The sequence below is a fragment of the Staphylococcus sp. EG-SA-2 genome (assembly GCF_017152085.1).
In genome coordinates this window covers 1-21,169 of sequence record NZ_JACYHC010000455.1, presented here as the reverse complement: position 1 = coordinate 21,169, position 21,169 = coordinate 1, and the positions used below count along the sequence as shown (strand labels likewise).

42 protein-coding genes and 2 pseudogenes are annotated in these 21,169 nt (G+C 34.2%); 42 read left to right on the top strand and 2 right to left on the bottom strand.

Annotated elements, in window-relative coordinates; genetic code table 11:
• Positions 1-120 (top strand): annotated as a pseudogene (locus IDG60_RS22155) (hypothetical protein); the annotation flags it as partial.
• Here the strand turns inward: IDG60_RS22155 and IDG60_RS06195 are convergent.
• Positions 107-487, bottom strand: coding sequence for a DUF2513 domain-containing protein (locus tag IDG60_RS06195; protein ID WP_000762521.1), 381 nt, complete (start codon positions 485-487; stop codon positions 107-109). The pseudogene IDG60_RS22155 and the gene IDG60_RS06195 overlap by 14 nt on opposite strands.
• Positions 488-541: 54 nt before the next feature.
• Here IDG60_RS06195 and IDG60_RS06190 point away from each other — a divergent pair, with 54 nt between their 5' ends.
• From IDG60_RS06190 to IDG60_RS06155, 8 genes are all read left to right on the top strand, one after another.
• Positions 542-865: a DUF771 domain-containing protein gene (locus IDG60_RS06190; protein ID WP_001120201.1), complete on the top strand. Its 324-nt coding sequence runs from the start codon at positions 542-544 to the stop codon at positions 863-865.
• On the top strand, positions 862-1,023 hold the full coding sequence (locus IDG60_RS06185; protein ID WP_000066017.1) for a DUF1270 domain-containing protein: 162 nt from the start codon (positions 862-864) through the stop codon (positions 1,021-1,023). The genes IDG60_RS06190 and IDG60_RS06185 overlap by 4 nt, the downstream gene beginning before the upstream one ends.
• A 91-nt stretch (positions 1,024-1,114) precedes the next feature.
• Positions 1,115-1,375 carry a DUF1108 family protein gene (locus IDG60_RS06180; protein WP_000291090.1) on the top strand — a complete coding sequence of 87 codons (261 nt, stop codon included), beginning with the start codon at positions 1,115-1,117 and terminating at the stop codon, positions 1,373-1,375.
• 9 nt (positions 1,376-1,384) lie between these two features.
• On the top strand, positions 1,385-1,606 hold the full coding sequence (locus IDG60_RS06175; protein WP_000815404.1) for a DUF2483 domain-containing protein: 222 nt from the start codon (positions 1,385-1,387) through the stop codon (positions 1,604-1,606).
• Positions 1,599-2,378 carry an ATP-binding protein gene (locus IDG60_RS06170; protein WP_000137070.1) on the top strand — a complete coding sequence of 260 codons (780 nt, stop codon included), beginning with the start codon at positions 1,599-1,601 and terminating at the stop codon, positions 2,376-2,378. Before IDG60_RS06175 ends, IDG60_RS06170 begins: the two co-directional genes overlap by 8 nt.
• A 30-nt stretch (positions 2,379-2,408) precedes the next feature.
• Positions 2,409-2,960 carry a single-stranded DNA-binding protein gene (locus tag IDG60_RS06165; RefSeq protein ID WP_031764803.1) on the top strand — a complete coding sequence of 184 codons (552 nt, stop codon included), beginning with the start codon at positions 2,409-2,411 and terminating at the stop codon, positions 2,958-2,960.
• 12 nt (positions 2,961-2,972) lie between these two features.
• Positions 2,973-3,644 (top strand): putative HNHc nuclease, encoded by a 672-nt coding sequence (locus IDG60_RS06160; RefSeq protein ID WP_001199416.1) that lies wholly within the window; start codon positions 2,973-2,975, stop codon positions 3,642-3,644.
• Complete coding sequence (locus tag IDG60_RS06155) at positions 3,641-3,790, top strand: hypothetical protein (RefSeq protein WP_001081076.1); 150 nt, start codon at positions 3,641-3,643, stop codon at positions 3,788-3,790. Before IDG60_RS06160 ends, IDG60_RS06155 begins: the two co-directional genes overlap by 4 nt.
• On the opposite strand, the gene IDG60_RS06150 is transcribed toward IDG60_RS06155, so the two are convergent.
• On the bottom strand, positions 3,783-4,064 hold the full coding sequence (locus IDG60_RS06150) for a hypothetical protein (RefSeq protein ID WP_000414755.1): 282 nt from the start codon (positions 4,062-4,064) through the stop codon (positions 3,783-3,785). The genes IDG60_RS06155 and IDG60_RS06150 overlap by 8 nt on opposite strands.
• 65 nt (positions 4,065-4,129) lie before the next feature.
• On the opposite strand from IDG60_RS06150, the gene IDG60_RS06145 reads away from it, so the two are divergent.
• The 33 genes and pseudogenes from IDG60_RS06145 to IDG60_RS05990 form a co-directional block, all read left to right on the top strand.
• The gene (locus tag IDG60_RS06145) at positions 4,130-4,900 is read left to right on the top strand and encodes a conserved phage C-terminal domain-containing protein (protein ID WP_000190253.1); all 771 of its coding nucleotides are present in this window, start codon (positions 4,130-4,132) and stop codon (positions 4,898-4,900) included.
• 9 nt (positions 4,901-4,909) lie between these two features.
• A complete protein-coding gene (locus tag IDG60_RS06140) occupies positions 4,910-5,689 on the top strand; it encodes an ATP-binding protein (protein ID WP_000803062.1) in 780 nt (259 codons plus the stop codon).
• Complete coding sequence (locus IDG60_RS06135; protein ID WP_000256591.1) at positions 5,683-5,841, top strand: hypothetical protein; 159 nt, start codon at positions 5,683-5,685, stop codon at positions 5,839-5,841. Before IDG60_RS06140 ends, IDG60_RS06135 begins: the two co-directional genes overlap by 7 nt.
• 12 nt (positions 5,842-5,853) lie before the next feature.
• Complete coding sequence (locus IDG60_RS06130; RefSeq protein WP_001123667.1) at positions 5,854-6,075, top strand: DUF3269 family protein; 222 nt, start codon at positions 5,854-5,856, stop codon at positions 6,073-6,075.
• 10 nt (positions 6,076-6,085) lie between these two features.
• Entirely contained in the window at positions 6,086-6,490 is a 405-nt protein-coding gene (locus IDG60_RS06125; protein WP_000049810.1) for a DUF1064 domain-containing protein, read from the top strand.
• 4 nt (positions 6,491-6,494) lie between these two features.
• Positions 6,495-6,680, top strand: coding sequence for a DUF3113 family protein (locus IDG60_RS06120; protein ID WP_001187230.1), 186 nt, complete (start codon positions 6,495-6,497; stop codon positions 6,678-6,680).
• Positions 6,681-7,037, top strand: a complete 357-nt coding sequence (locus IDG60_RS06115) for an SA1788 family PVL leukocidin-associated protein (RefSeq protein ID WP_000029367.1) — start codon at positions 6,681-6,683, stop codon at positions 7,035-7,037.
• 3 nt (positions 7,038-7,040) lie between these two features.
• Positions 7,041-7,283 (top strand): SAV1978 family virulence-associated passenger protein, encoded by a 243-nt coding sequence (locus tag IDG60_RS06110; RefSeq protein WP_000132207.1) that lies wholly within the window; start codon positions 7,041-7,043, stop codon positions 7,281-7,283.
• Positions 7,284-7,297: 14 nt separating this feature from the next.
• Positions 7,298-7,552: a type II toxin-antitoxin system toxin HigB gene (gene higB, locus IDG60_RS06105; protein WP_001065097.1), complete on the top strand. Its 255-nt coding sequence runs from the start codon at positions 7,298-7,300 to the stop codon at positions 7,550-7,552.
• On the top strand, positions 7,539-7,709 hold the full coding sequence (locus IDG60_RS06100) for a hypothetical protein (RefSeq protein WP_000714403.1): 171 nt from the start codon (positions 7,539-7,541) through the stop codon (positions 7,707-7,709). The genes higB and IDG60_RS06100 overlap by 14 nt, the downstream gene beginning before the upstream one ends.
• Positions 7,702-8,238, top strand: coding sequence for a dUTP diphosphatase (locus tag IDG60_RS06095; RefSeq protein WP_001066447.1), 537 nt, complete (start codon positions 7,702-7,704; stop codon positions 8,236-8,238). The genes IDG60_RS06100 and IDG60_RS06095 overlap by 8 nt, the downstream gene beginning before the upstream one ends.
• A gap of 36 nt (positions 8,239-8,274) precedes the next feature.
• Positions 8,275-8,520, top strand: a complete 246-nt coding sequence (locus tag IDG60_RS06090) for a hypothetical protein (protein ID WP_001282074.1) — start codon at positions 8,275-8,277, stop codon at positions 8,518-8,520.
• The gene (locus tag IDG60_RS06085; protein ID WP_000195836.1) at positions 8,517-8,723 is read left to right on the top strand and encodes a DUF1381 domain-containing protein; all 207 of its coding nucleotides are present in this window, start codon (positions 8,517-8,519) and stop codon (positions 8,721-8,723) included. Before IDG60_RS06090 ends, IDG60_RS06085 begins: the two co-directional genes overlap by 4 nt.
• Positions 8,720-9,106, top strand: a complete 387-nt coding sequence (locus tag IDG60_RS06080) for a hypothetical protein (protein WP_000592207.1) — start codon at positions 8,720-8,722, stop codon at positions 9,104-9,106. Before IDG60_RS06085 ends, IDG60_RS06080 begins: the two co-directional genes overlap by 4 nt.
• Positions 9,103-9,252, top strand: a complete 150-nt coding sequence (gene rinB, locus IDG60_RS06075; protein WP_000595265.1) for a transcriptional activator RinB — start codon at positions 9,103-9,105, stop codon at positions 9,250-9,252. The genes IDG60_RS06080 and rinB overlap by 4 nt, the downstream gene beginning before the upstream one ends.
• Positions 9,252-9,452, top strand: coding sequence for a DUF1514 family protein (locus IDG60_RS06070; protein ID WP_000265043.1), 201 nt, complete (start codon positions 9,252-9,254; stop codon positions 9,450-9,452). Before rinB ends, IDG60_RS06070 begins: the two co-directional genes overlap by 1 nt.
• Before the next feature lie 27 nt (positions 9,453-9,479).
• Positions 9,480-9,896, top strand: a complete 417-nt coding sequence (locus IDG60_RS06065; RefSeq protein ID WP_000590122.1) for a hypothetical protein — start codon at positions 9,480-9,482, stop codon at positions 9,894-9,896.
• Positions 9,897-10,127: 231 nt separating this feature from the next.
• Positions 10,128-10,427, top strand: coding sequence for an HNH endonuclease (locus IDG60_RS06060; protein WP_000988336.1), 300 nt, complete (start codon positions 10,128-10,130; stop codon positions 10,425-10,427).
• A gap of 129 nt (positions 10,428-10,556) precedes the next feature.
• Positions 10,557-10,901 carry a hypothetical protein gene (locus tag IDG60_RS06055; protein ID WP_000402904.1) on the top strand — a complete coding sequence of 115 codons (345 nt, stop codon included), beginning with the start codon at positions 10,557-10,559 and terminating at the stop codon, positions 10,899-10,901.
• Positions 10,898-12,559: a terminase large subunit gene (locus IDG60_RS06050; protein WP_000625092.1), complete on the top strand. Its 1,662-nt coding sequence runs from the start codon at positions 10,898-10,900 to the stop codon at positions 12,557-12,559. The genes IDG60_RS06055 and IDG60_RS06050 overlap by 4 nt, the downstream gene beginning before the upstream one ends.
• Positions 12,560-12,574: 15 nt before the next feature.
• Positions 12,575-13,762 (top strand): phage portal protein, encoded by a 1,188-nt coding sequence (locus IDG60_RS06045; protein ID WP_000025274.1) that lies wholly within the window; start codon positions 12,575-12,577, stop codon positions 13,760-13,762.
• Positions 13,746-14,483 carry a head maturation protease, ClpP-related gene (locus IDG60_RS06040; RefSeq protein ID WP_000642727.1) on the top strand — a complete coding sequence of 246 codons (738 nt, stop codon included), beginning with the start codon at positions 13,746-13,748 and terminating at the stop codon, positions 14,481-14,483. Before IDG60_RS06045 ends, IDG60_RS06040 begins: the two co-directional genes overlap by 17 nt.
• 23 nt (positions 14,484-14,506) lie before the next feature.
• The gene (locus IDG60_RS06035; protein ID WP_000154559.1) at positions 14,507-15,652 is read left to right on the top strand and encodes a phage major capsid protein; all 1,146 of its coding nucleotides are present in this window, start codon (positions 14,507-14,509) and stop codon (positions 15,650-15,652) included.
• Positions 15,653-15,671: 19 nt separating this feature from the next.
• Complete coding sequence (locus tag IDG60_RS06030; RefSeq protein WP_000238236.1) at positions 15,672-15,956, top strand: Sec62 family protein translocation protein; 285 nt, start codon at positions 15,672-15,674, stop codon at positions 15,954-15,956.
• Positions 15,946-16,230 (top strand): phage head-tail adapter protein, encoded by a 285-nt coding sequence (locus IDG60_RS06025; protein WP_000150936.1) that lies wholly within the window; start codon positions 15,946-15,948, stop codon positions 16,228-16,230. Before IDG60_RS06030 ends, IDG60_RS06025 begins: the two co-directional genes overlap by 11 nt.
• The gene (locus IDG60_RS06020; RefSeq protein ID WP_000755150.1) at positions 16,214-16,576 is read left to right on the top strand and encodes a phage head completion protein; all 363 of its coding nucleotides are present in this window, start codon (positions 16,214-16,216) and stop codon (positions 16,574-16,576) included. The genes IDG60_RS06025 and IDG60_RS06020 overlap by 17 nt, the downstream gene beginning before the upstream one ends.
• Positions 16,573-16,977 carry an HK97 gp10 family phage protein gene (locus IDG60_RS06015; RefSeq protein WP_000114226.1) on the top strand — a complete coding sequence of 135 codons (405 nt, stop codon included), beginning with the start codon at positions 16,573-16,575 and terminating at the stop codon, positions 16,975-16,977. The genes IDG60_RS06020 and IDG60_RS06015 overlap by 4 nt, the downstream gene beginning before the upstream one ends.
• On the top strand, positions 16,974-17,381 hold the full coding sequence (locus IDG60_RS06010) for a hypothetical protein (RefSeq protein ID WP_000565498.1): 408 nt from the start codon (positions 16,974-16,976) through the stop codon (positions 17,379-17,381). The genes IDG60_RS06015 and IDG60_RS06010 overlap by 4 nt, the downstream gene beginning before the upstream one ends.
• Positions 17,382-18,026: a major tail protein gene (locus IDG60_RS06005; RefSeq protein ID WP_000268735.1), complete on the top strand. Its 645-nt coding sequence runs from the start codon at positions 17,382-17,384 to the stop codon at positions 18,024-18,026.
• A gap of 35 nt (positions 18,027-18,061) precedes the next feature.
• Positions 18,062-18,292: pseudogene (locus IDG60_RS06000) on the top strand (Ig-like domain-containing protein); the annotation flags it as partial.
• Between the two features lie 49 nt (positions 18,293-18,341).
• Positions 18,342-18,692, top strand: coding sequence for a phage tail assembly chaperone G (gpG, locus tag IDG60_RS05995; RefSeq protein ID WP_001096355.1), 351 nt, complete (start codon positions 18,342-18,344; stop codon positions 18,690-18,692).
• Between the two features lie 50 nt (positions 18,693-18,742).
• A complete protein-coding gene (gene gpGT, locus IDG60_RS23925) occupies positions 18,743-18,880 on the top strand; it encodes a phage tail assembly chaperone GT (RefSeq protein ID WP_001549167.1) in 138 nt (45 codons plus the stop codon).
• Between the two features lie 56 nt (positions 18,881-18,936).
• Positions 18,937-21,169: phage tail tape measure protein (locus IDG60_RS05990; RefSeq protein WP_206160558.1), on the top strand; the 2,233-nt coding region annotated here is incomplete at its 3' end.

Here is a 21,169-nt window from a genome sequence, read left to right as displayed (position 1 = left end):
AACGATGGCTACGACTTAATGATAGACCAGCGTTTTATTGAAATGACGCTTGAAAGACATCCGCATTTAAAAAATAACTTTTATGGATTAATAGATGGAAAAGAATTTAAGTTAGATTAAATTTTTGTGTTAGATAATTAAAAGCTAATTTGCTTAGCAATGTTACGGACATACTAGTGGTTTTGTTTGCGACTTTTTTAACTTCTTTCCAAGTGTGATTGTCTCGGATATTATCTAAAAATTCATGCCCTGACCAAGTTATATCGTTAATTGTATAACCATAAATATGTCCATCTTCCCAACCGAATTTAACACTAACATACTTTGCTTCTTCCAGTTTTAATAATGCATACATTACAGTTTCAAAATCATATTTTCCAAATACAACATTATCTTTGAAATTGTATTCGGTGAGCGGTTCACCAATCTTTTTATTAGTTTCAATTTCTAACAAAAGATGTCTAACACAATCATGATCTAATTTCATACTTATCACTACTTTAGGTTGATAACAACATTATACACGAAAGGAAAGATAGAAGTGCCACATATTTTAAACGTAACAGTTCCAATACCTGAAACACACGTGCTTATCACAAAAGATGAATATGAAGAGTTAATAGCTTACTCATTAGACCCTGTATGGAACATGAGCGACTTAAAGAAGAAATTAAAAATTGCATCTGATGAAACAATCAAAGACAGGTTATTATTTCACCCTAGACTCGAAAAAGAGTTAAGAGCACAAGGTATCGTACATTATCCTGATGAGAATTTTAATCGTTGGAGGTTTAACGCAAGAAGGATGCATAAGTTTGTAGATGAACATTTTAATGAGATTTACAAAGGAGGGCACAACAAATGAGTAACATTTATAAAAGCTATCTATTAGCAGTATTATGCTTCACAGTCTTAGCGATTGTGCTTATGCCATTGTTGTACTTCACTACAGCATGGTCAATTGCGGGATTCGCAAGTATCGCAACATTCATATTTTATAAAGAATACTTTTATGAAGAATAAAAAAACTGCTACTTGCGCCAACAAGTAACAGTATCAAGCACTTAAGAAAAATTTCAAGTTAAATATAAAATGAAAAACGGAGGAAGTCAAGATGTATTACGAAATAGGCGAAATCATACGCAAAAATATTCATGTTAACGGATTCGATTTTAAGCTATTCATTTTAAAAGGTCATATGGGCATATCAATACAAGTTAAAGATATGAACAACGTACCAATTAAACATGCTTATGTCGTAGATGAGAATGACTTAGATATGGCATCAGACTTATTCAACCAAGCAATAGATGAATGGATTGAAGAGAACACAGACGAACAGGACAGGCTAATTAACTTAGTCATGAGATGGTAGGAGGTTGCTATGAAGCAGACTGTAACTTATCTAATCAAGCATAAAGATGAAAATCTATTTATTACAAACCGACCAACTGAAGTGAACGACACAGTGAAGTATTCAACTGATATGCGAGACGCAAGAGAATTCGACGGACTAGACAAAACCGTTATTGATATGTCTAAGCACAAAGCTATTAAGAAAACAGTGACAGAAACAATTGAGTACGAGAAGGTAGAACATGACTGAAAAAACTAATCAAGATGTCGATATCTTAACGCAACTAGGTGTAAAAGACATCAGCAAACAAAATGCAAACAAGTTTTATAAATTTGCGATATACGGCAAGTTCGGGACTGGTAAAACTACGTTTTTAACAAAAGATAACAACGCCTTAGTACTAGATATAAATGAGGACGGAACAACGGTAACAGAAGATGGGGCAGTTGTGCAGATTAAGAATTACAAGCATTTTAGTGCAGTGATTAAGATGTTACCTAAAATTATTGAACAACTCAGAGAAAACGGAAAACAAATTGATGTTGTAGTGATTGAAACAATCCAAAAGCTACGTGATATCACTATGGACGACATCATGGACGGAAAATTAAAGAAACCAACATTTAATGATTGGGGCGAGTGTGCTACACGCATTGTAAGTATTTATCGTTATATTTCTAAATTACAAGAACATTATCAATTCCATCTTGCTATAAGTGGACACGAGGGAATTAACAAAGACAAAGATGATGAGGGTAGCACTATCAATCCAACAATCACGATAGAGGCACAAGATCAAATAAAAAAAGCGGTCATCAGTCAATCTGATGTGTTAGCAAGAATGACAATAGAAGAACATGAGCAAGACGGCGAAAAAGCTTATCAATATGTTCTTAACGCTGAACCATCAAACTTATTCGAGACAAAGATAAGACACTCAAGCAACATTAAAATTAACAACAAACGTTTCATTAATCCAAGTATTAACGACGTAGTACAAGCAATCAGAAATGGAAACTAATAAAAAAACTAAAAAGGACGGTATTTAATTATGAAAATCACAGGACAAGCGCAATTTACTAAAGAAACAAATCAAGAAAAGTTTTATAACGGCTCAGCAGGGTTTCAAGCTGGAGAATTCACAGTGAAAGTTAAAAATATTGAATTCAATGATAGAGAAAATAGATATTTCACAATCGTATTTGAAAATGATGAAGGCAAACAATATAAACATAATCAATTTGTACCGCCGTATAAATATGATTTCCAAGAAAAACAATTGATTGAATTAGTTACTCGATTAGGTATTAAGTTAAATCTTCCTAGCTTAGATTTTGATACCAATGATCTTATTGGTAAGTTTTGTCACTTGGTATTGAAATGGAAATTCAATGAAGATGAAGGTAAGTATTTTACGGATTTTTCATTTATTAAACCTTACCAAAAGGGCGATGATGTTGTTAACAAACCTATTCCGAAGACAGATAAGCAAAAAGCTGAAGAAAATAACGGGGCACAACAACAAACATCAATGTCTCAACAAAGCAATCCATTTGAAAGCAGTGGCCAATTTGGATATGACGACCAAGATTTAGCGTTTTAAGGTGTGGTTTAAATGCAATACATTACAAGATACCAGAAAGACAATGACGGTACTTATTCCGTCGTTGCTACTGGTGTTGAACTTGAACAAAGTCACATTGACTTACTAGAAAACGGATATCCACTAAAAGCAGAAGTAGAGGTTCCGGATAATAAAAAACTATCTATAGAACAACGCAAAAAAATATTCGCAATGTGTAGAGATATAGAACTTCACTGGGGAGAACCGGTGGAATCAATTAGAAAATTATTACAAACAGAATTGGAAATTATGAAAGGTTATGAAGAAATCAGTCTGCGCGACTGTTCTATGAAAGTTGCAAGGGAGTTAATAGAACTGATTATAGCGTTTATGTTTCATCATCAAATACCTATGAGCATAGAAACAAGCAAGTTGTTAAGTGAAGATAAAGCACTATTGTATTGGGCTACAATCAACCGCAACTGTGTAATTTGTGGAAAGCCTCACGCAGACCTAGCGCATTATGAAGCAGTCGGCAGAGGAATGAACAGAAACAAAATGAATCACTACAACAAACATGTATTAGCGTTATGTCGCGAACACCATAACCAGCAACATGCGATTGGCGTTAAGTCGTTTGATGATAAATATCACTTGCATGACTCGTGGATAAAAGTTGATGAGAGGCTCAATAAAATGCTGAAAGGAGAGAAAAAGGAATGAATAGACTAAGAATAATAAAAATAGCACTCCTAATCGTCATCTTGGCGGAAGAGATTAGAAGCGCTAAAAAAATTAAAAAATTTACCCCTGAGGATTCTAAAGGTTTTCCTGATATAACAAAAGATTCAATAAAAGAACCTAAATAAAAATATTATGGTTGATAAAATCCCATTGTTCTTTTGTTAACCACCCTTGTTTGTTATTGACTATTTCTGTAACAAACAGCTTATCTCCAGAATCGAGATAAGGTTTCAACTTTTCTATCATTTCTGAAGTTGATAAAGAAGAACGGAATAAAAATGAAGATTTCCAATAATTGCAATGACCATTAGAAATTTCCTTTTTTATAACATTTCTCAATTCCTCATATTTTTGTCCGGGTGAGTTTAAATCATATGTTAACATATAAGGTTTTTCCATATTTTATTCACCCCCAATCTAACGCAGTAGCGATAACAAAATTATACCAGAAAGGAGATAACGAAATGGCAACATTTAGAGTTTACAAAGAATCAGGTAACTTTGTCACAGTACACAAAGATTTTATACATGATTCTAATATAAGTTGGAAGGCTAAAGGTATTCTACTTTATTTGTTAAGTCGACCTGATAACTGGCAAATTTACGAAACAGAACTAGAGCAACATTCAACTGATGGACTTAGCGGTTTAAAGAGTGGAATCAAGGAACTGGAAGAAATTGGATACATTCAACGTAGTAGAAAACGTGATAAAAGTGGTAGGTTAAATGGTTATGAGTACTTAGTATATGAGCAACCGCACCACATTCGATTTTCCAACGTTGGAAAAACCGTTAACGGTAAAACCAACAATGGAAAAACCGTTAATGGTAAATCGCATACTACTAATAATAATAGTACTAATAATGATTTAACTAATAATAACAATACTAATAATGAAGGAAGTATATTGTCGGGCAACCCGACGGTGTCTTCCATTCCCTATAAAGAAATTATCGAATACTTAAATAAAAAAGCAGGAAAGCATTTTAAACATAATACAGCTAAAACAAAAGATTTTATTAAAGCAAGATGGAATCAAGATTTTAGGTTGGAGGATTTTAAAAAGGTGATTGATATCAAAACAGCTGAATGGTTAAACACGGATAGCGATAAATACCTTAGACCAGAAACACTTTTTGGCAGTAAATTTGAGGGGTACCTCAATCAAAAAATACAACCAACTGGCACGGATCAATTGGAACGCATGAAGTACGACGAAAGTTATTGGGATTAGGGGGATATTATGAAACCACTATTCAGCGAAAAGATAAACGAAAGCTTGAAAAAATATCAACCTACTCATGTCGAAAAAGGATTGAAATGTGAGAGATGTGGAAGTGAATACGACTTATATAAGTTTGCTCCTACTAAAAAACACCCGAATGGTTACGAGTATAAAGACGGTTGCAAATGTGAAATCTATGAGGAATATAAGCGAAACAAGCAACGGAAGATAAACAACATATTCAATCAATCAAACGTTAATCCGTCTTTAAGAGATGCAACAGTCAAAAACTACAAGCCACAAAATGAAAAACAAGTACACGCTAAACAAACAGCAATAGAGTACGTACAAGGCTTCTCTACAAAAGAACCAAAATCATTAATATTGCAAGGTTCATACGGAACTGGTAAAAGCCACCTAGCATACGCTATCGCAAAAGCAGTCAAAGCTAAAGGGCATACGGTTGCTTTTATGCACATACCAATGTTGATGGATCGTATCAAAGCGACATACAACAAAAATGCAGTAGAGACTACAGACGAGTTAGTCAGATTGTTAAGCGATATTGATTTACTTGTACTAGATGATATGGGTGTAGAGAACACAGAACATACTTTAAACAAACTTTTCAGCATTGTTGATAACAGAGTAGGTAAAAACAACATCTTTACAACTAACTTTAGTGATAAAGAACTAAATCAAAATATGAACTGGCAACGTATCAATTCAAGAATGAAACACAATGCAAGAAAAGTAAGAGTAATCGGAGACGATTTCAGGGAGCGAGACGCATGGTAACCAAAGAATTTTTGAAAATTAAACTTGAGTGTTCAGATATGTACGCTCAGAAACTCATAGACGAGGCACAGGGCGATGAAAATAGGTTGTACGACCTATTTATCCAAAAACTTGCAGAACGTCATACACGCCCCGCTATCGTCGAATATTAAGGAGTGTTAAAAATGCCGAAAGAAAAATATTACTTATACCGAGAAGATGGCGCGGAAGATATTAAGGTCATCAAGTATAAAGACAACGTAAATGAAGTTTATTCGCTCACAGGAGCCCATTTCAGCGACGAAAAGAAAATTATGACTGATAGTGACCTAAAACGCTTCAAAGGCGCTCACGGGCTTCTATATGAGCAAGAGCTAGGATTACAAGCAACGATATTTGATATTTAGAGGTGGCACAGTGAGTAAATACAACGCTAAGAAAGTTGAGTACAAAGGAATTGTATTTGATAGCAAAGTAGAGTGCGAATATTACCAATATTTAGAAAGTAATATGAATGGCACTAACTATGATCGTATCGAACTACAACCTAAATTCGAACTACAACCTAAATTTGGGAAGCAAAGACCGATTACGTATATAGCCGATTTCTCTTTGTGGAAGGAAGGGAAACTGGTTGAAGTTATAGACGTTAAAGGTAAGGCGACTGAAGTTGCCAACATCAAAGCGAAGATATTCAGATATCAGTATAGAGATGTGAATTTAACGTGGATATGTAAAGCGCCTAAATACACAGGTCAAGAATGGATGGTATATGAGGACTTAGTGAAAGTCAGACGTAAAAGAAAAAGAGAAATGAAGTGATTTAATGCAACAACAAGCATATATAAACGCAACGATTGATATAAGAATACCTACAGAAGTTGATTATCAGCATTTTGATGATGTGGATGATGAAAAAGATATGCTAGCAAAGCGCTTAGATGACAATCCGGATGAATTACTAAAGTATGACAACATAACAATAAGACATGCATATATAGAGGTGGAATAAATGAGTATCGTAAAGATTAACGGTAAACCATATAAATTTACCGAACATGAAAATGAATTGATAAAAAAGAACGGTTTAACTCCTGGAATGGTTGCAAAAAGAGTACGTGGTGGCTGGGCGTTGTTAGAAGCCTTACATGCACCTTATGGTATGCGCTTAGCTGAGTATAAAGAAATCGTGTTAGCCAGAATTATGCAACGAGAGGCTAGAGAACGTGAAATAGCTAGGCAACGACGTAAAGAGGCTGAGCTACGTAAGAAGAAGCCACATTTGTTTAATGTACCACAGAAACATCCAAGAGGACGTTATGCGTGCTACCTGATGGAAAACGACATATTCGTGAAAGTTAAGAAGTAGATCATGACAGATAGCGCACGTAAAGAATACTTAAACCGATTTTTCGGCTCTAAGAGATATCTGTATCAGGATAACGAGCGAGTGGCACATATCCATGTAGTAAACGGCACTTATTACTTTCACGGGCATATCGTACCAGGTTGGCAAGGCGTTAAAAAGACATTTGATACAACCGAAGAGCTTGAAAAGTATATAAAGCAACATGGTTTGGAATATGAGGAACAGAAGCAACTAACTTTATTTTAGAGGAGATGGAAATGATGAATAACCGCGAACAAATTGAACAGTCCGTTATAAGTGCTAGTGCGTATAACGGTAATGACACAGAGGGATTACTAAAAGAGATTGAGGACGTATATAAGAAAGCGCAAGCGTTTGATGAAATACTTAAGGGTTTACCTAATGCTATGCAAGATGCACTCAAAGAAGATATTGGTCTTGATGAGGCAGTAGGGATTATGACGGGTCAAGTGGTCTATAAATATGAGGAGGAGCAGGAAAATGAAGAAATTTAATGTCCAAATCACATACGCTGGCATGATTGAAGAGACTATCGAGGCTGAAAGTTTAGAAGAAGCAGAAATTGAGGCGGATTTTATTGCGATATTTGAAGCATCATTTAATTATGATGAATATGAAATTAATGTAGAGGAGGCACAGGAAAATGAATAACACATTAACAATTGATCAATTACAAGAGTTATTACAAATACAAAAGGAGTTCGACGATAGAATACCAACGCTGAACTTACGAGATAGCAAAATAGCATATGTAGTTGAATTCTTTGAATGGTTTAATACATTGGAAACGTTTAAGAACTGGAAGAAGAAACCAGGTAAGCCGTTAGACGTACAACTTGATGAATTAGCTGACATGTTGGCGTTTGGATTGAGTATTGCGAATCAAGTAGGAGTGTCATCAGAAGAGATAAAAGAAGCGATTGAATCAAGTTTTAAAGATACAGAATTTCACAAAATGTTTAATTTTAAAGATAAAGAATTTGCTCAAGACGCAGTTGTTAGTACACCACAGATAATATTCAAAGAATTTTATCCCGACCAACAAGCAATTGTTATAGTGATAGACATAGCTTACAACTTATATTCTATCGACCAACTCATTGACGCATACAAAAAGAAAATGAAAAGGAACCACGAAAGACAAGATGGAACAGCAGACGCAGGAAAAGGATACGTGTAAAGACATCTTAGATCGAGTCAAGGAGGTTTTGGGGAAGTGAGCGACATGTTAGAAATATTTTTAATAGGGTTTGGCGTTTATCTCTTTTATCGCATAGCAATTATTTTTCTTAAGAGTAAAAAGACTATACACACAAACATATATGAAATGTTAATGCTTGCTACTATCTTTATGATATCTACATTTGCTTATAAACATCAAAAGACGCATATCTTAATAGCATTTTTAGTAATGTTTTTTATGAGTAAGCTCAAACAAGTTCAAGGGAGCTATGAGGAATGACACAATACTTAGTCACAACATTCAAAGATTCAACAGGACGTAAACATACACACGTAACTAAAGCTAAGAGTAATCAAAGGTTTACAGTTGTTGAGGCAGAGAGTAAAGAAGAAGCGAAAGAGAAGTACGAGAAACAAGTTAAAAGGGATGCAGTTATTAAAGTGGGTCAGTTGTTTGAAAATATAAGGGAGTGTGGGAAATGATTAAAAAACTTAAAAATATGGATGGGTTCGACATCTTTATTGTTGGAATACTGTCATTATTCGGTATAACCGCATTGCTACTTGTTGTCGCATTGCCTATCTATACAGTGGCTAGTTACCAAAACAAAGAAGTACATCAAGGGACAATTACAGATAAATATAACAAAAGACAAGATAAAGAGGACAAATTCTATATTGTATTAGATGATAAACAAGTCATCGAAAACTCAGACTTATTCTTCAAAGGAAAGTTTGATAGCGCAGACATACAAGCTAGGTTAAAAGTAGGTGATAAAGTAAAAGTTAAGACGATTGGATATAGAATACACTTTTTAAATTTATATCCGGTCTTATACGAAGTAAAGAAGGTAGATAAAAAATGATTAAGCAAATACTAAGATTATTATTCTTACTAGCGATGTATGAGTTAGGTAAGTATGTAACTGAGCAAGTATATATTATGATGACGGCTAATGATGATGTAGAGGCGCCGAGTGATTACGTCTTTCGAGCGGAGGTAAGTGAGTGATGTGGATTACTATGACTATTGTATTTGCTATATTGCTATTAGTTTGTATCAGTATTAATAGTGATCGTGCAAGGGAGATACAAGCGCTCAGATATATGAATGATTATCTACTTGATGAAGTAGTTAAAACTAAAGGATACAACGGGTTAAAAGAATACAGGATTGAATTAAAGCGAATGAATAACGATATTAAAAAGTAATTTATATTATCGGAGGTATTGCATTGAATGATAAAGATTGAGAAACACGATATCAAAAAGCTTGAAGAATACATTCAGCACATCGATAACTATCGAAGAGAGTTGAAGATGCGAGAATATGAATTACTTGAAAGTCATGAACCAGATAATGCGGGAGCTGGCAAAAGTAATTTGCCGGGTAACCCGATTGAACGATGTGCAATAAAGAAGTTTAGTGATAACAGGTACAATACATTAAGAAATATAGTTAACGGTGTAGATAGATTGATAGATGAAAGTGATGAGGATACGCTTGAGTTATTAAGGTTTAGATATTGGGATTGTCCTATTGGTTGTTATGAATGGGAAGATATAGCACATTACTTTGGTACAAGTAAGACAAGTATATTACGTAGAAGGAATGCACTGATCGATAAGTTAGCAAAGTATATTGGTTATGTGTAGCGGACTTTTACCCTATGTAAGTCCGCATTAAAACAGTTTATTATGTTAGTATCAGATTAATATTTAAAGTTATTAAATGCTAATACGACGCATGAACAAGAGGCGCATCACTATGTGATGTGTCTTTTTATTTATGAGGTATGAACATGTTCAAACTAATAGTAAATACATTACTACACATCAAGTATAGATGAGTCTTGATACTACTTAAGTTATATAAGGTGAAACATTATGATGACTAAAGACGAACGCATACGATTCTATAAGTCTAAAGAATGGCAAACAACAAGAAAAAGAGTGCTAGAAAGAGATAATTATGAATGTCAACAATGTAAGAGAGACGGCAAGTTAACGACATATGACAAAAGCAAGCGTAAGTCGTTGGATGTAGATCATATATTATCGCTAGAACATCATCCGGAGTTTGCTCATGACTTAAACAATTTAGAAACACTGTGTATTAAATGTCACAACAAAAAAGAAAAGAGATTTATAAAAAAAGAAAATAAATGGAAAGACGAAAAATGGTAAATACCCCCGGGTCAAAAAAATCAAAAGCGATCAAAATACTTGGGGAACGGGCAGGGGCTCGACTTCGCGATAATTTTAAAAATCCATGTATAACCCCCCTCTTATAACCATTTTAAGGCAGGTGATGAAATGGAGATTATAGTTGATGAAAACTTAGTGCTTAAAGAAAAAGAAAGGCTGCAAGTATTATATAAAGACATACCTAGCAATAAATTAAAAGTAGTTGATGGTTTAATTATTCAAGCAGCAAGGCTACGTGTAATGCTTGATTACATGTGGGAAGACATAAAAGAAAAAGGTGACTATGATTTATTTACTCAATCTGAAAAGGCGCCACCATATGAAAGGGAAAGACCAGTAGCCAAACTATTTAATGCTAGAGATGCTGCATATCAAAAAATAATCAAACAATTATCGGATTTATTGCCCGAAGAGAAAGAAGACACAGAAACGCCATCTGATGATTACCTATGATTAGTAATAAATACGTTGATGAATATATAAATTTGTGGAAACAAGGAAAGATAATTTTAAATAAAGAAAGAATTGATCTCTTTAATTATCTACAAAAACATATATATTCACGAGATGATGTATATTTTGATGAACAGAAAATCGAGGATTGTATCAAATTTATTGAAAAATGGTATTTTCCAACATTACCATTTCAAAGGTTTATCATAGCTAATATATTTCTTATAGATAAAAATACAGATGAAGCTTTCTTTACAGAATTTGCTATTTTCATGGGACGTGGAGGCGGGAAAAACGGTCTAATAAGTGCTATTAGTGATTTTCTTTCTACGCCCTTACACGGAGTTAAAGAATATCACATCTCCATTGTTGCTAATAGTGAAGATCAAGCAAAAACATCGTTTGATGAAATCAGAACCGTTTTAATGGATAACAAACGAAATAAGACGGGTAAAACGCCAAAAGCTCCTTATGAAGTTAGTAAAGCAAAAATAATAAACCGTGCAACTAAATCGGTTATTCGATATAACACATCAAACACAAAAACCAAAGACGGTGGACGTGAGGGGTGTGTTATTTTTGATGAAATTCATTATTTCTTTGGTCCTGAAATGGTAAACGTCAAACGTGGTGGATTAGGTAAAAAGAAAAATAGAAGAACGTTTTATATAAGTACTGATGGTTTTGTTAGAGAGGGTTATATCGATGCAATGAAGAACAAAATTGCAAGTGTATTAAGTGGCAAGGTTAAAAATAGTAGATTGTTTGCTTTTTATTGTAAGTTAGACGATCCAAAAGAAGTTGATGACAGACAGACGTGGGAAAAGGCGAACCCAATGTTACATAAACCGTTATCAGAATACGCTAAAACACTGCTAAGCACGATTGAAGAAGAATATAACGATTTACCATTCAACCGTTCAAATAAGCCCGAATTCATGACTAAGCGAATGAATTTGCCTGAAGTTGACCTTGAAAAAGTAATAGCACCATGGAAAGAAATACTAGCGACTAATAGAGAGATACCAAATTTAGATAATCAAATGTGTATTGGTGGTTTAGACTTTGCAAACATTCGAGATTTTGCAAGTGTAGGGCTATTATTCCGAAAAAACGATGATTACATTTGGTTAGGACATTCGTTTGTAAGACAAGGGTTTTTGGATGATGTCAAATTAGAACCTCCTATTAAAGAATGGGAAAAAATGGGATTATTGACCATTGTCGATGATGATGTCATTGAAATTGAATATATAGTTGATTGGTTTTTAAAGGCTAGAGAAAAATATGGGCTTGAAAAAGTCATAGCTGATAATTATAGAACTGATATTGTAAGACGTGCGTTTGAGGATGCTGGCATAAAACTTGAAGTACTTAGAAATCCAAAAGCAATACATGGATTACTTGCACCACGTATCGATACAATGTTTGCGAAACATAACGTAATATATGGAGACAATCCTTTGATGCGTTGGTTTACTAATAATGTTGCAGTAAAGGTTAAACCCGATGGTAATAAAGAATATATTAAAAAAGATGAAAATAGAAGAAAAACCGATGGGTTCATGGCTTTTGTTCACGCATTATATAGAGCAGACGATATAGTAGACAAAGACATGTCTAAAGCGCTTGATGCATTAATGAGTATAGATTTCTAATAGAGGAGGTGAGACATGAGTATTCTAGAAAAGATATTTAAAACTAGGAAAGATATAACATATATGCTTGATTTAGATATGATAGAAGATCTATCACAACAAGCGTATGTGAAACGTTTAGCGATTGATAGTTGTATTGAATTTGTTGCGCGAGCTGTCGCTCAAAGTCATTTTAAAGTATTGGAAGGTAATAGAATTCAAAAGAATGATGTTTACTACAAGTTAAATATAAAACCAAATACTGACTTATCAAGCGATAGTTTTTGGCAACAAGTTATATATAAACTAATTTATGATAACGAGGTTTTAATCGTAGTAAGTGACAGCAAAGAATTACTTATCGCAGATAGCTTTTACAGAGAAGAGTACGCTTTGTATGATGATATATTCAAAGATGTAACGGTTAAAGATTATACTTATCAACGTACTTTCACAATGCAAGAGGTCATATATTTAAAGTACAACAACAATAAAGTGACACACTTTGTAGAAAGTCTATTCGAAGATTACGGGAAAATATTCGGAAGAATGATAGGTGCACAATTAAAAAACTATCAAATAAGAGGGATTTTGAAATCTGCCTCTAGCGCATATGACGAAAAGAATATAGAAAAATTACAAGCGTTCACAAATAAATTATTCAATACTTTTAATAAAAATCAACTAGCAATCGCGCCTTTGATAGAAGGTTTTGATTATGAGGAATTATCTAATGGTGGTAAGAATAGTAACATGCCTTTTTCTGAATTGAGTGAGCTAATGAGAGATGCAATAAAAAATGTTGCGTTGATGATTGGTATACCTCCAGGTTTGATTTACGGAGAAACAGCTGATTTGGAAAAAAACACGCTTGTATTTGAGAAGTTCTGTTTAACACCTTTATTAAAAAAGATTCAGAACGAATTAAACGCGAAACTCATAACACAAAGCATGTATTTGAAAGATACAAGAATAGAAATTGTCGGTGTGAATAAAAAAGACCCACTTCAATATGCTGAAGCAATTGACAAACTTGTAAGTTCTGGTTCATTTACAAGGAATGAGGTGCGGATTATGTTAGGTGAAGAACCATCAGACAATCCTGAATTAGACGAATACCTGATTACTAAAAACTACGAAAAAGCTAACAGTGGTGAAAATGATGAAAAAGAAAAAGATGAAAACACTTTGAAAGGTGGTGATGAAGATGAAAGCGGAGATTAAAGGCGTCATCGTTTCCAACGAAGATAAATGGGTTTACGAAATGCTTGGTATGGATTCGACTTGTCCTAAAGATGTTTTAACACAACTAGAATTTAGTGATGAAGATGTTGATATTATAATTAACTCAAATGGTGGTAACCTAGTAGCTGGTAGTGAAATATATACACATTTAAGAGCTCATAAAGGCAAAGTGAATGTTCGTATCACAGCAATAGCAGCAAGTGCGGCATCGCTTATCGCAATGGCTGGTGACCACATCGAAATGAGTCCGGTTGCTAGAATGATGATTCACAATCCTTCAAGTATTGCGCAAGGAGAAGCGAAAGATCTAAATCATGCTGCAGAAACATTAGAACATGTTGGTCAAATAATGGCTGAGGCATATGCGGTTAGAGCTGGTAAAAACAAACAAGAACTTGTAGAAATGATGGCTAGGGAAACGTGGCTAAATGCTGATGAAGCCATTGAACAAGGTTTTGCGGATAGTAAAATGTTTGAAAACGACAATATGCAAATTGTAGCAAACAATACACAAGTGTTATCGAAAGATGTATTAAATCGTGTAACAGCTTTGGTAAGTAAAACGCCAGAGGTTAACATTGATATTGACGCAATAGCAAATAAAGTAATTGAAAAAATAAATATGAAAGAAAAGGAATCAGAAATCGATGTTGCAGATAGTAAAGTATCAGCAAATGGATTTTCAAGATTCCTTTTTTAATACAAAAAATAGGAGGTCATAAAATGACTATAAATTTATCGGAAACATTCGCAAATGCGAAAAACGAATTTATTAATGCAGTAAACAACGGTGAACCGCAAGAAAGACAAAATGAATTGTACGGTGACATGATTAACCAACTATTTGAAGAAACTAAATTACAAGCAAAAGCAGAAGCTGAAAGAGTTTCTAGTTTACCTAAATCAGCACAATCTTTGAGTGCAAACCAAAGAAGTTTCTTCATGGATATCAATAAAAACGTTAACTATAAAGAAGAAAAACTTTTGCCAGAAGAAACAATTGATAGAATTTTTGAAGATTTGACGACGAATCATCCGTTATTAGCTGATTTAGGTATTAAAAACGCTGGTTTGCGTTTGAAGTTCTTAAAATCTGAAACTTCTGGCGTAGCCGTTTGGGGTAAAATCTATGGTGAAATTAAAGGTCAATTAGATGCTGCGTTCAGTGAAGAAACAGCAATTCAAAATAAATTGACAGCGTTTGTTGTTTTACCAAAAGATTTAAATGATTTTGGTCCTGCGTGGATTGAAAGATTTGTTCGTGTTCAAATCGAAGAAGCATTTGCAGTGGCGCTTGAAACTGCGTTCTTAAAAGGTACTGGTAAAGACCAACCAATCGGCTTAAACCGTCAAGTACAAAAAGGTGTATCGGTAACTGAGGGTGCTTATCCAGAGAAAGAAGAACAAGGTACGCTTACATTTGCTAATCCGCGCGCTACGGTTAATGAATTGACGCAAGTGTTTAAATACCACTCAACTAACGAGAAAGGTAAATCAGTAGCGGTTAAAGGTAATGTAACAATGGTTGTTAATCCGTCCGATGCTTTTGAGGTTCAAGCACAGTATACACATTTAAATGCAAATGGCGTATATGTTACTGCTTTACCATTTAATTTGAATGTTATCGAGTCTACAGTCCAAGAAGCAGGTAAGGTTTTAACGTACGTTAAAGGTTTATATGATGGTTATTTAGCTGGTGGTATTAATGTTCAGAAATTTAAAGAAACACTTGCGTTAGATGATATGGATTTATACACTGCAAAACAATTTGCTTACGGCAAAGCGAAAGATAATAAAGTTGCTGCTGTTTGGAAATTAGATTTAAAAGGACATAAGCCAGCTTTAGAAGGTACCGAAGAAACACTATAAAATTTTATGAGGTGATAAAATGGTGAAATTTAAAGTTGTTAGAGCTTTTAAAGACATAGAGCACAATCAACACAAGTACAAAGTAGGGGAGTTGTATCCAGCTGAAGGGTATAACAATCCTCGTGTTGAATTGTTGACAAATCAAATCAAAAATAAGTACGACAAAGTTTATATCGTACCTTTAGATAAGCTGACAAAACAAGAATTATTAGAACTATGCGAATCATTACAAAAAAAAGCGTCTAGTTCAATGGTTAAAAGTGAAATCGTCGACTTATTGAATGGTGAAGACAATGACGATTGATGATTTGCTTGTCAAATTTAAATCACTTGAAAAGATTGACCATAATTCAGAGGATGAGTACTTAAAGCAGTTGTTAAAAATGTCGTACGAGCGTATAAAAAATCAGTGCGGAGTTTTTGAATTAGAGAATTTAATAGGTCAAGAATTGATACTTATACGCGCTAGATATGCTTATCAAGATTTATTAGAACACTTCAACGATAATTACAGACCTGAAATAATAGATTTTTCGTTATCTCTAATGGAGGTATCAGAAGATGAAGAAAGTGTTTAAAAAACCTAGAATTACAACTAAACGTTTAAATACTCGTGTTCATTTTTATAAGTATACTGAAAATAATGGTCCAGAAGCTGGAGAAAAAGAAGAAAAATTATTATATAGCTGTTGGGCGAGTATTGATGGTGTCTGGTTACGTGAATTAGAACAAGCTATCTCAAACGGAACCCAAAATGACATTAAATTGTATATTCGTGATCCGCAAGGTGATTATTTACCCAGTGAAGAACATTATCTTGAAATTGAATCAAGATATTTCAAAAATCGTTTGAATATAAAGCAAGTATCACCAGATTTGGATAATAAAGACTTTATTATGATTCGTGGAGGATATAGTTCATGAGTGTGAAAGTGATAGGTGATAAAGCATTAGAAAGAGAATTAGAAAAACGTTTTGGCATAAAAGAGATGGTAAAAGTTCAAGATAAGGCGTTAATAGCTGGTGCTAAGGTAATTGTTGAAGAAGTAAAAAAACAACTAAAGCCCTCAAAAGATACGGGAGCATTAATTAATGAGGTAAGTTTTAGTAAACCTGAATGGATAAATGGAAAACGTACAATTACTGTTCATTGGCGAGGTTCTAAAGACCGTTATAAAATCGTACATTTAATTGAATATGGACACGTTCAAAAAGGAACAGGTAAATTTATCAAACCTAAAGCTATGGGCGGTGTTAATAGAGCAATAAGACAAGGGCAAAATAAGTATTTTGAGACGCTAAAAAGGGAGTTGAAAAAATTGTGATTGATATTTTGTACAAAGTTCATGAAGTGATTAGTCAAGACAGAATTATTAGAGAGCACGTAAATATCAATAATATTAAGTTCAATAAATACCCTAATGTAAAAGATACTGATGTACCTTTTATTGTTATTGACGATATCGACGACCCAATACCTACAACTTATACTGACGGAGATGAGTGTGCATATAGTTATATTGTCCAAATAGATGTTTTTGTTAAGTACAATGATGAATATAATGCGAGAATCATAAGAAATAAGATATCTAATCGCATTCAAAAGTTATTATGGTCTGAACTAAAAATGGGAAATGTTTCAAATGGAAAACCGGAATATATAGAAGAATTTAAAACATATAGAAGCTCTCGCGTTTACGAGGGCATTTTTTATAAGGAGGAAAATTAAATGGCAGTAAAACATGCAAGTGCGCCAAAGGCGTATATTAACATTACTGGTTTAGGTTTCGCTAAATTAACGAAAGAAGGCGCGGAATTAAAATATAGTGATATTACAAAAACAAGAGGATTACAAAAAATTGGTGTTGAAACTGGAGGAGACTTGAAAACAGCATATGCTGATGGTGGTCCAATCGAATCAGGGAACACAGACGGAGAAGGTAAAATTTCGTTACAAATGCATGCTTTCCCTAAAGAGATTCGCAAAATAGTATTCAATGAAGAGTATGATGAAGACGGTGTTTATAAAGAAACTCAAGGTAAACAAAACAACTATGTAGCAATTTGGTTCAGACAAGAGCGTCGAGACGGCACATTTAGAACGGTTTTATTACCTAAAGTCATGTTTACAAATCCTAAAATCGATGGAGAAACGGCTGAGAAAGATTGGGATTTCTCAAGTGAAGAGGTTGAAGGTGAGGCACTTTTCCCTTTAGTTGATAATAAAAAGTCAGTACGTAAGTATATCTTTGATTCAGCTAACATGACAAATCATGATGGAGACGGTGAAAAAGGCGAAGAGGCTTTCTTAAAGAAAATTTTAGGCGAAGAATATACTGGAAACGTGACAGAGGGTAACGAAGAAACTTTGTAACAAAACCGGCTTCATCGGAAACTGCGGTAAAGTCGGTTAATATACCAGATAGCATTAAAACACTTAAAGTTGGCGACACATACGATTTAAATGTTGTAGTAGAGCCATCTAATCAAAGTAAGTTATTGAAATACACAACAGATCAAACGAATATTGTATCAATCAATAGTGATGGTCAAGTTACTGCGGAAGCACAAGGCATTGCTACGGTTAAAGCAACAGTTGGTAATATGAGTGACACTATAACAATAAATGTAGAAGCATAAGAGGGGGCAACCCCTCTATTTTATTTGAAAATAAGGAGAGTATTATAAAATGGCAAAATTAAAACGTAACATTATTCAATTAGTAGAAGACCCGAAAGCAAATGAAATTAAATTACAAACGTACTTAACACCACACTTCATTTCATTTGAAATTGTATACGAAGCAATGGATTTAATCGATGATATTGAGGACGAAAATAGCACGATGAAACCAAGAGAAATCGCTGACAGATTGATGGATATGGTTGTAAAAATTTACGATAACCAATTCACAGTTAAAGACCTAAAAGAACGTATGCATGCACCTGATGGAATGAATGCACTTCGTGAACAAGTGATTTTCATTACTCAAGGTCAGCAAACTGAGGAAACTAGAAATTTTATCCAGAACATGAAATAAAGCCTGAAGATTTAACATATAAAGCAATGTTGAAAAATATGGATACTCTCATGATGGACTTAATTGAAAATGGTAAAGACGCTAACGAAGTTTTAAAAATGCCATTTCATTATGTACTTTCCATATATCAAAATAAAAACAATGACATTTCTGAAGAAAAAGCAGAGGCTTTAATTGATGCGTTTTAACCTTAACCGTTTGGTTAGGGTTATTTTTTTGAACTTTTTTAGAAAGGAGGTAAAAAATGGGAGAAAGAATAAAAGGTTTATCTATAGGTTTGGATTTAGATGCAGCAAATTTAAATAGATCATTTGCAGAAATCAAACGAAACTTTAAAACTTTAAATTCTGACTTAAAATTAACCGGTAACAACTTCAAATATACCGAAAAATCAACTCATAGTTACAAACAAAGGATTAAAGAACTTGATGGAACTATCACAGGTTATAAGAAAAACGTTGATGATTTAGCCAAGCAATATGGCAAGGTATCTCAAGAACAGGGCGAAAACAGCGCGGAAGCTCAAAAATTACGACAAGAATATAACAAACAAGCAAATGAGCTGAATTTTTTAGAAAAAGAACTAGAAAAAACAACAACTGAGTTTGAAGAGTTCAAAAAAGCTCAAGTTGAAGCTCAAAGAATGGCAGAAAGTGGCTGGGGAAAAACCAGTAAAGTTTTTGAAAGTATGGGACCTAAATTAACAAAAATGGGTGATGGTTTAAAATCCATTGGTAAAGGTTTGATGATTGGTGTAACTGCACCTGTTTTAGGTATTGCAGCAGCATCAGGAAAAGCTTTTGCAGAAGTTGATAAAGGTTTAGATACAGTTACCCAAGCAACAGGAGCAACCGGCGGAGAGCTTAAGAAGTTGCAGAATTCATTTAAAGATGTTTATGGCAACTTTCCAGCAGACGCTGAGACTGTAGGCGGTGTTTTAGGGGAAGTTAACACAAGGTTAGGTTTCACTGGCAAAGAACTTGAGAGTGCCACAGAGTCATTCTTGAAATTTAGTCACATAACAGGTTCTGACGGCGTACAAGCCGTTCAATTAATTACGCGTGCAATGGGTGATGCAGGTATTGAAGCTGATGAGTATCAAAGTGTACTTGATATGGTAGCGAAAGCAGCACAGGCTAGCGGTATAAGTGTTGATACATTAGCTGATAGCATTACTAAATACGGTGCTCCAATGAGGGCTATGGGCTTTGAGATGAAAGAATCAATCGCTTTATTCTCTCAATGGGAGAAATCAGGTGTTAATACTGAAATAGCCTTCAGTGGTTTGAAAAAAGCTATATCCAATTGGGGTAAAGCGGGTAAAGACCCAAGAGAAGAATTTAAGAAGACATTAGCAGAAATTGAAAGGACACCGGATATAGCTAGCGCAACAAGTTTAGCGATTGAAGCATTTGGTGCAAAAGCAGGTCCTGATTTAGCAGATGCTATTAAAGGCGGTCGCTTTAGTTACCAAGAGTTCTTAAAAACTATCGAAGATTCGCAAGGAACGGTCAATCAGACATTTAAAGATTCTGAAAGTGGCTCCGAAAGATTTAAAGTAGCAATGAATAAACTTAAATTAGTAGGTGCTGATGTATGGGCTTCTATTGAAAGTGCGTTTGCTCCAGTCATGGAAGAATTAATCAAAAAGCTATCTGTAGCAGTTGATTGGTTTTCAAGTTTAAGTGATGGATCTAAAAGGTCGATTGTTATATTCGGTGGTATTGCTGCTGCAATTGGTCCTGTAGTTTTTGGATTAGGTGCATTCATAAGCACAATTGGCAACGCAGTAACTGTATTAGCTCCATTATTAGCTAGTATTGTAAAGGCTGGCGGATTGATTAGTTTTTTATCAACTAAAGTGCCTATTTTAGGAACAGTCTTCACAGCATTAACTGGTCCAATTGGTATCGTGTTAGGTGTACTGGCTGGTTTAGCAGTCGCATTTACAATAGCTTATAAGAAATCTGAAACATTCAGAAATTTTGTTAATGGTGCAATTAACAGTGTTAAACAAACGTTTAGTAATTTCATTCAATTTATCCAACCTTTCATTGATTCCGTTAAAAACGTCTTTAAACAAGCGGTTTCAGCAATCGTTGATTTCGCTAAAGATATTTGGAGTCAAATTAATGGATTCTTTAATGAAAACGGAATTTCTATTGTTCAAGCGCTTCAAAATATATGCAATTTTATCAAAGCTATATTTGAATTTATCTTAAATTTTGTAATTAAACCAATCATGTTTGCGATTTGGCAAGTGATGCAATTTATTTGGCCGGCGGTTAAAGCCTTGATTGTCAGTACTTGGGAGAATATAAAAGGAGTAATACAAGGTGCTTTAAATATCATACTTGGCTTTATTAAGTTCTTTTCAAGTTTATTCACTGGTAATTGGCGAGGTGTTTGGGACGGTATTGTGATGATACTAAAAGGCACTGTGCAGTTAATTTGGAATTTAATACAACTGTGGTTTG

Excerpts from the sequence above, each read along its gene's own strand:
- IDG60_RS06170 (WP_000137070.1), top strand. The coding sequence starts at position 1,599 with ATGACTGAAAAAACTAATCAAGATGTCGATATCTTAACGCAACTAGGT.
- IDG60_RS06055 (WP_000402904.1), top strand. The coding sequence starts at position 10,557 with ATGGAGATTATAGTTGATGAAAACTTAGTGCTTAAAGAAAAAGAAAGG.
- IDG60_RS06175 (WP_000815404.1), top strand. The coding sequence starts at position 1,385 with ATGAAGCAGACTGTAACTTATCTAATCAAGCATAAAGATGAAAATCTA.
- IDG60_RS06110 (WP_000132207.1), top strand. The coding sequence starts at position 7,041 with ATGACAGATAGCGCACGTAAAGAATACTTAAACCGATTTTTCGGCTCT.
- IDG60_RS06155 (WP_001081076.1), top strand. The coding sequence starts at position 3,641 with ATGAATAGACTAAGAATAATAAAAATAGCACTCCTAATCGTCATCTTG.
- gpGT (WP_001549167.1), top strand. The coding sequence starts at position 18,743 with ATGATGGACTTAATTGAAAATGGTAAAGACGCTAACGAAGTTTTAAAA.
- IDG60_RS06070 (WP_000265043.1), top strand. The coding sequence starts at position 9,252 with ATGTGGATTACTATGACTATTGTATTTGCTATATTGCTATTAGTTTGT.
- IDG60_RS06120 (WP_001187230.1), top strand. The coding sequence starts at position 6,495 with ATGCAACAACAAGCATATATAAACGCAACGATTGATATAAGAATACCT.
- IDG60_RS06115 (WP_000029367.1), top strand. The coding sequence starts at position 6,681 with ATGAGTATCGTAAAGATTAACGGTAAACCATATAAATTTACCGAACAT.
- IDG60_RS06060 (WP_000988336.1), top strand. The coding sequence starts at position 10,128 with ATGATGACTAAAGACGAACGCATACGATTCTATAAGTCTAAAGAATGG.
- IDG60_RS06195 (WP_000762521.1), bottom strand. The coding sequence starts at position 487 with ATGAAATTAGATCATGATTGTGTTAGACATCTTTTGTTAGAAATTGAA.
- IDG60_RS06020 (WP_000755150.1), top strand. The coding sequence starts at position 16,214 with ATGAAGAAAGTGTTTAAAAAACCTAGAATTACAACTAAACGTTTAAAT.
- IDG60_RS06135 (WP_000256591.1), top strand. The coding sequence starts at position 5,683 with ATGGTAACCAAAGAATTTTTGAAAATTAAACTTGAGTGTTCAGATATG.
- IDG60_RS06005 (WP_000268735.1), top strand. The coding sequence starts at position 17,382 with ATGGCAGTAAAACATGCAAGTGCGCCAAAGGCGTATATTAACATTACT.
- IDG60_RS06045 (WP_000025274.1), top strand. The coding sequence starts at position 12,575 with ATGAGTATTCTAGAAAAGATATTTAAAACTAGGAAAGATATAACATAT.
- IDG60_RS06185 (WP_000066017.1), top strand. The coding sequence starts at position 862 with ATGAGTAACATTTATAAAAGCTATCTATTAGCAGTATTATGCTTCACA.
- IDG60_RS06050 (WP_000625092.1), top strand. The coding sequence starts at position 10,898 with ATGATTAGTAATAAATACGTTGATGAATATATAAATTTGTGGAAACAA.
- IDG60_RS06140 (WP_000803062.1), top strand. The coding sequence starts at position 4,910 with ATGAAACCACTATTCAGCGAAAAGATAAACGAAAGCTTGAAAAAATAT.
- IDG60_RS06100 (WP_000714403.1), top strand. The coding sequence starts at position 7,539 with ATGAAGAAATTTAATGTCCAAATCACATACGCTGGCATGATTGAAGAG.
- IDG60_RS06025 (WP_000150936.1), top strand. The coding sequence starts at position 15,946 with ATGACGATTGATGATTTGCTTGTCAAATTTAAATCACTTGAAAAGATT.
- IDG60_RS06165 (WP_031764803.1), top strand. The coding sequence starts at position 2,409 with ATGAAAATCACAGGACAAGCGCAATTTACTAAAGAAACAAATCAAGAA.
- IDG60_RS06150 (WP_000414755.1), bottom strand. The coding sequence starts at position 4,064 with ATGGAAAAACCTTATATGTTAACATATGATTTAAACTCACCCGGACAA.
- IDG60_RS06130 (WP_001123667.1), top strand. The coding sequence starts at position 5,854 with ATGCCGAAAGAAAAATATTACTTATACCGAGAAGATGGCGCGGAAGAT.
- IDG60_RS06080 (WP_000592207.1), top strand. The coding sequence starts at position 8,720 with ATGATTAAAAAACTTAAAAATATGGATGGGTTCGACATCTTTATTGTT.
- IDG60_RS06160 (WP_001199416.1), top strand. The coding sequence starts at position 2,973 with ATGCAATACATTACAAGATACCAGAAAGACAATGACGGTACTTATTCC.
- IDG60_RS06095 (WP_001066447.1), top strand. The coding sequence starts at position 7,702 with ATGAATAACACATTAACAATTGATCAATTACAAGAGTTATTACAAATA.
- IDG60_RS06065 (WP_000590122.1), top strand. The coding sequence starts at position 9,480 with ATGATAAAGATTGAGAAACACGATATCAAAAAGCTTGAAGAATACATT.
- IDG60_RS06180 (WP_000291090.1), top strand. The coding sequence starts at position 1,115 with ATGTATTACGAAATAGGCGAAATCATACGCAAAAATATTCATGTTAAC.
- rinB (WP_000595265.1), top strand. The coding sequence starts at position 9,103 with ATGATTAAGCAAATACTAAGATTATTATTCTTACTAGCGATGTATGAG.
- IDG60_RS06030 (WP_000238236.1), top strand. The coding sequence starts at position 15,672 with ATGGTGAAATTTAAAGTTGTTAGAGCTTTTAAAGACATAGAGCACAAT.
- IDG60_RS06035 (WP_000154559.1), top strand. The coding sequence starts at position 14,507 with ATGACTATAAATTTATCGGAAACATTCGCAAATGCGAAAAACGAATTT.
- gpG (WP_001096355.1), top strand. The coding sequence starts at position 18,342 with ATGGCAAAATTAAAACGTAACATTATTCAATTAGTAGAAGACCCGAAA.
- higB (WP_001065097.1), top strand. The coding sequence starts at position 7,298 with ATGAATAACCGCGAACAAATTGAACAGTCCGTTATAAGTGCTAGTGCG.
- IDG60_RS06145 (WP_000190253.1), top strand. The coding sequence starts at position 4,130 with ATGGCAACATTTAGAGTTTACAAAGAATCAGGTAACTTTGTCACAGTA.
- IDG60_RS06015 (WP_000114226.1), top strand. The coding sequence starts at position 16,573 with ATGAGTGTGAAAGTGATAGGTGATAAAGCATTAGAAAGAGAATTAGAA.
- IDG60_RS06040 (WP_000642727.1), top strand. The coding sequence starts at position 13,746 with ATGAAAGCGGAGATTAAAGGCGTCATCGTTTCCAACGAAGATAAATGG.
- IDG60_RS06085 (WP_000195836.1), top strand. The coding sequence starts at position 8,517 with ATGACACAATACTTAGTCACAACATTCAAAGATTCAACAGGACGTAAA.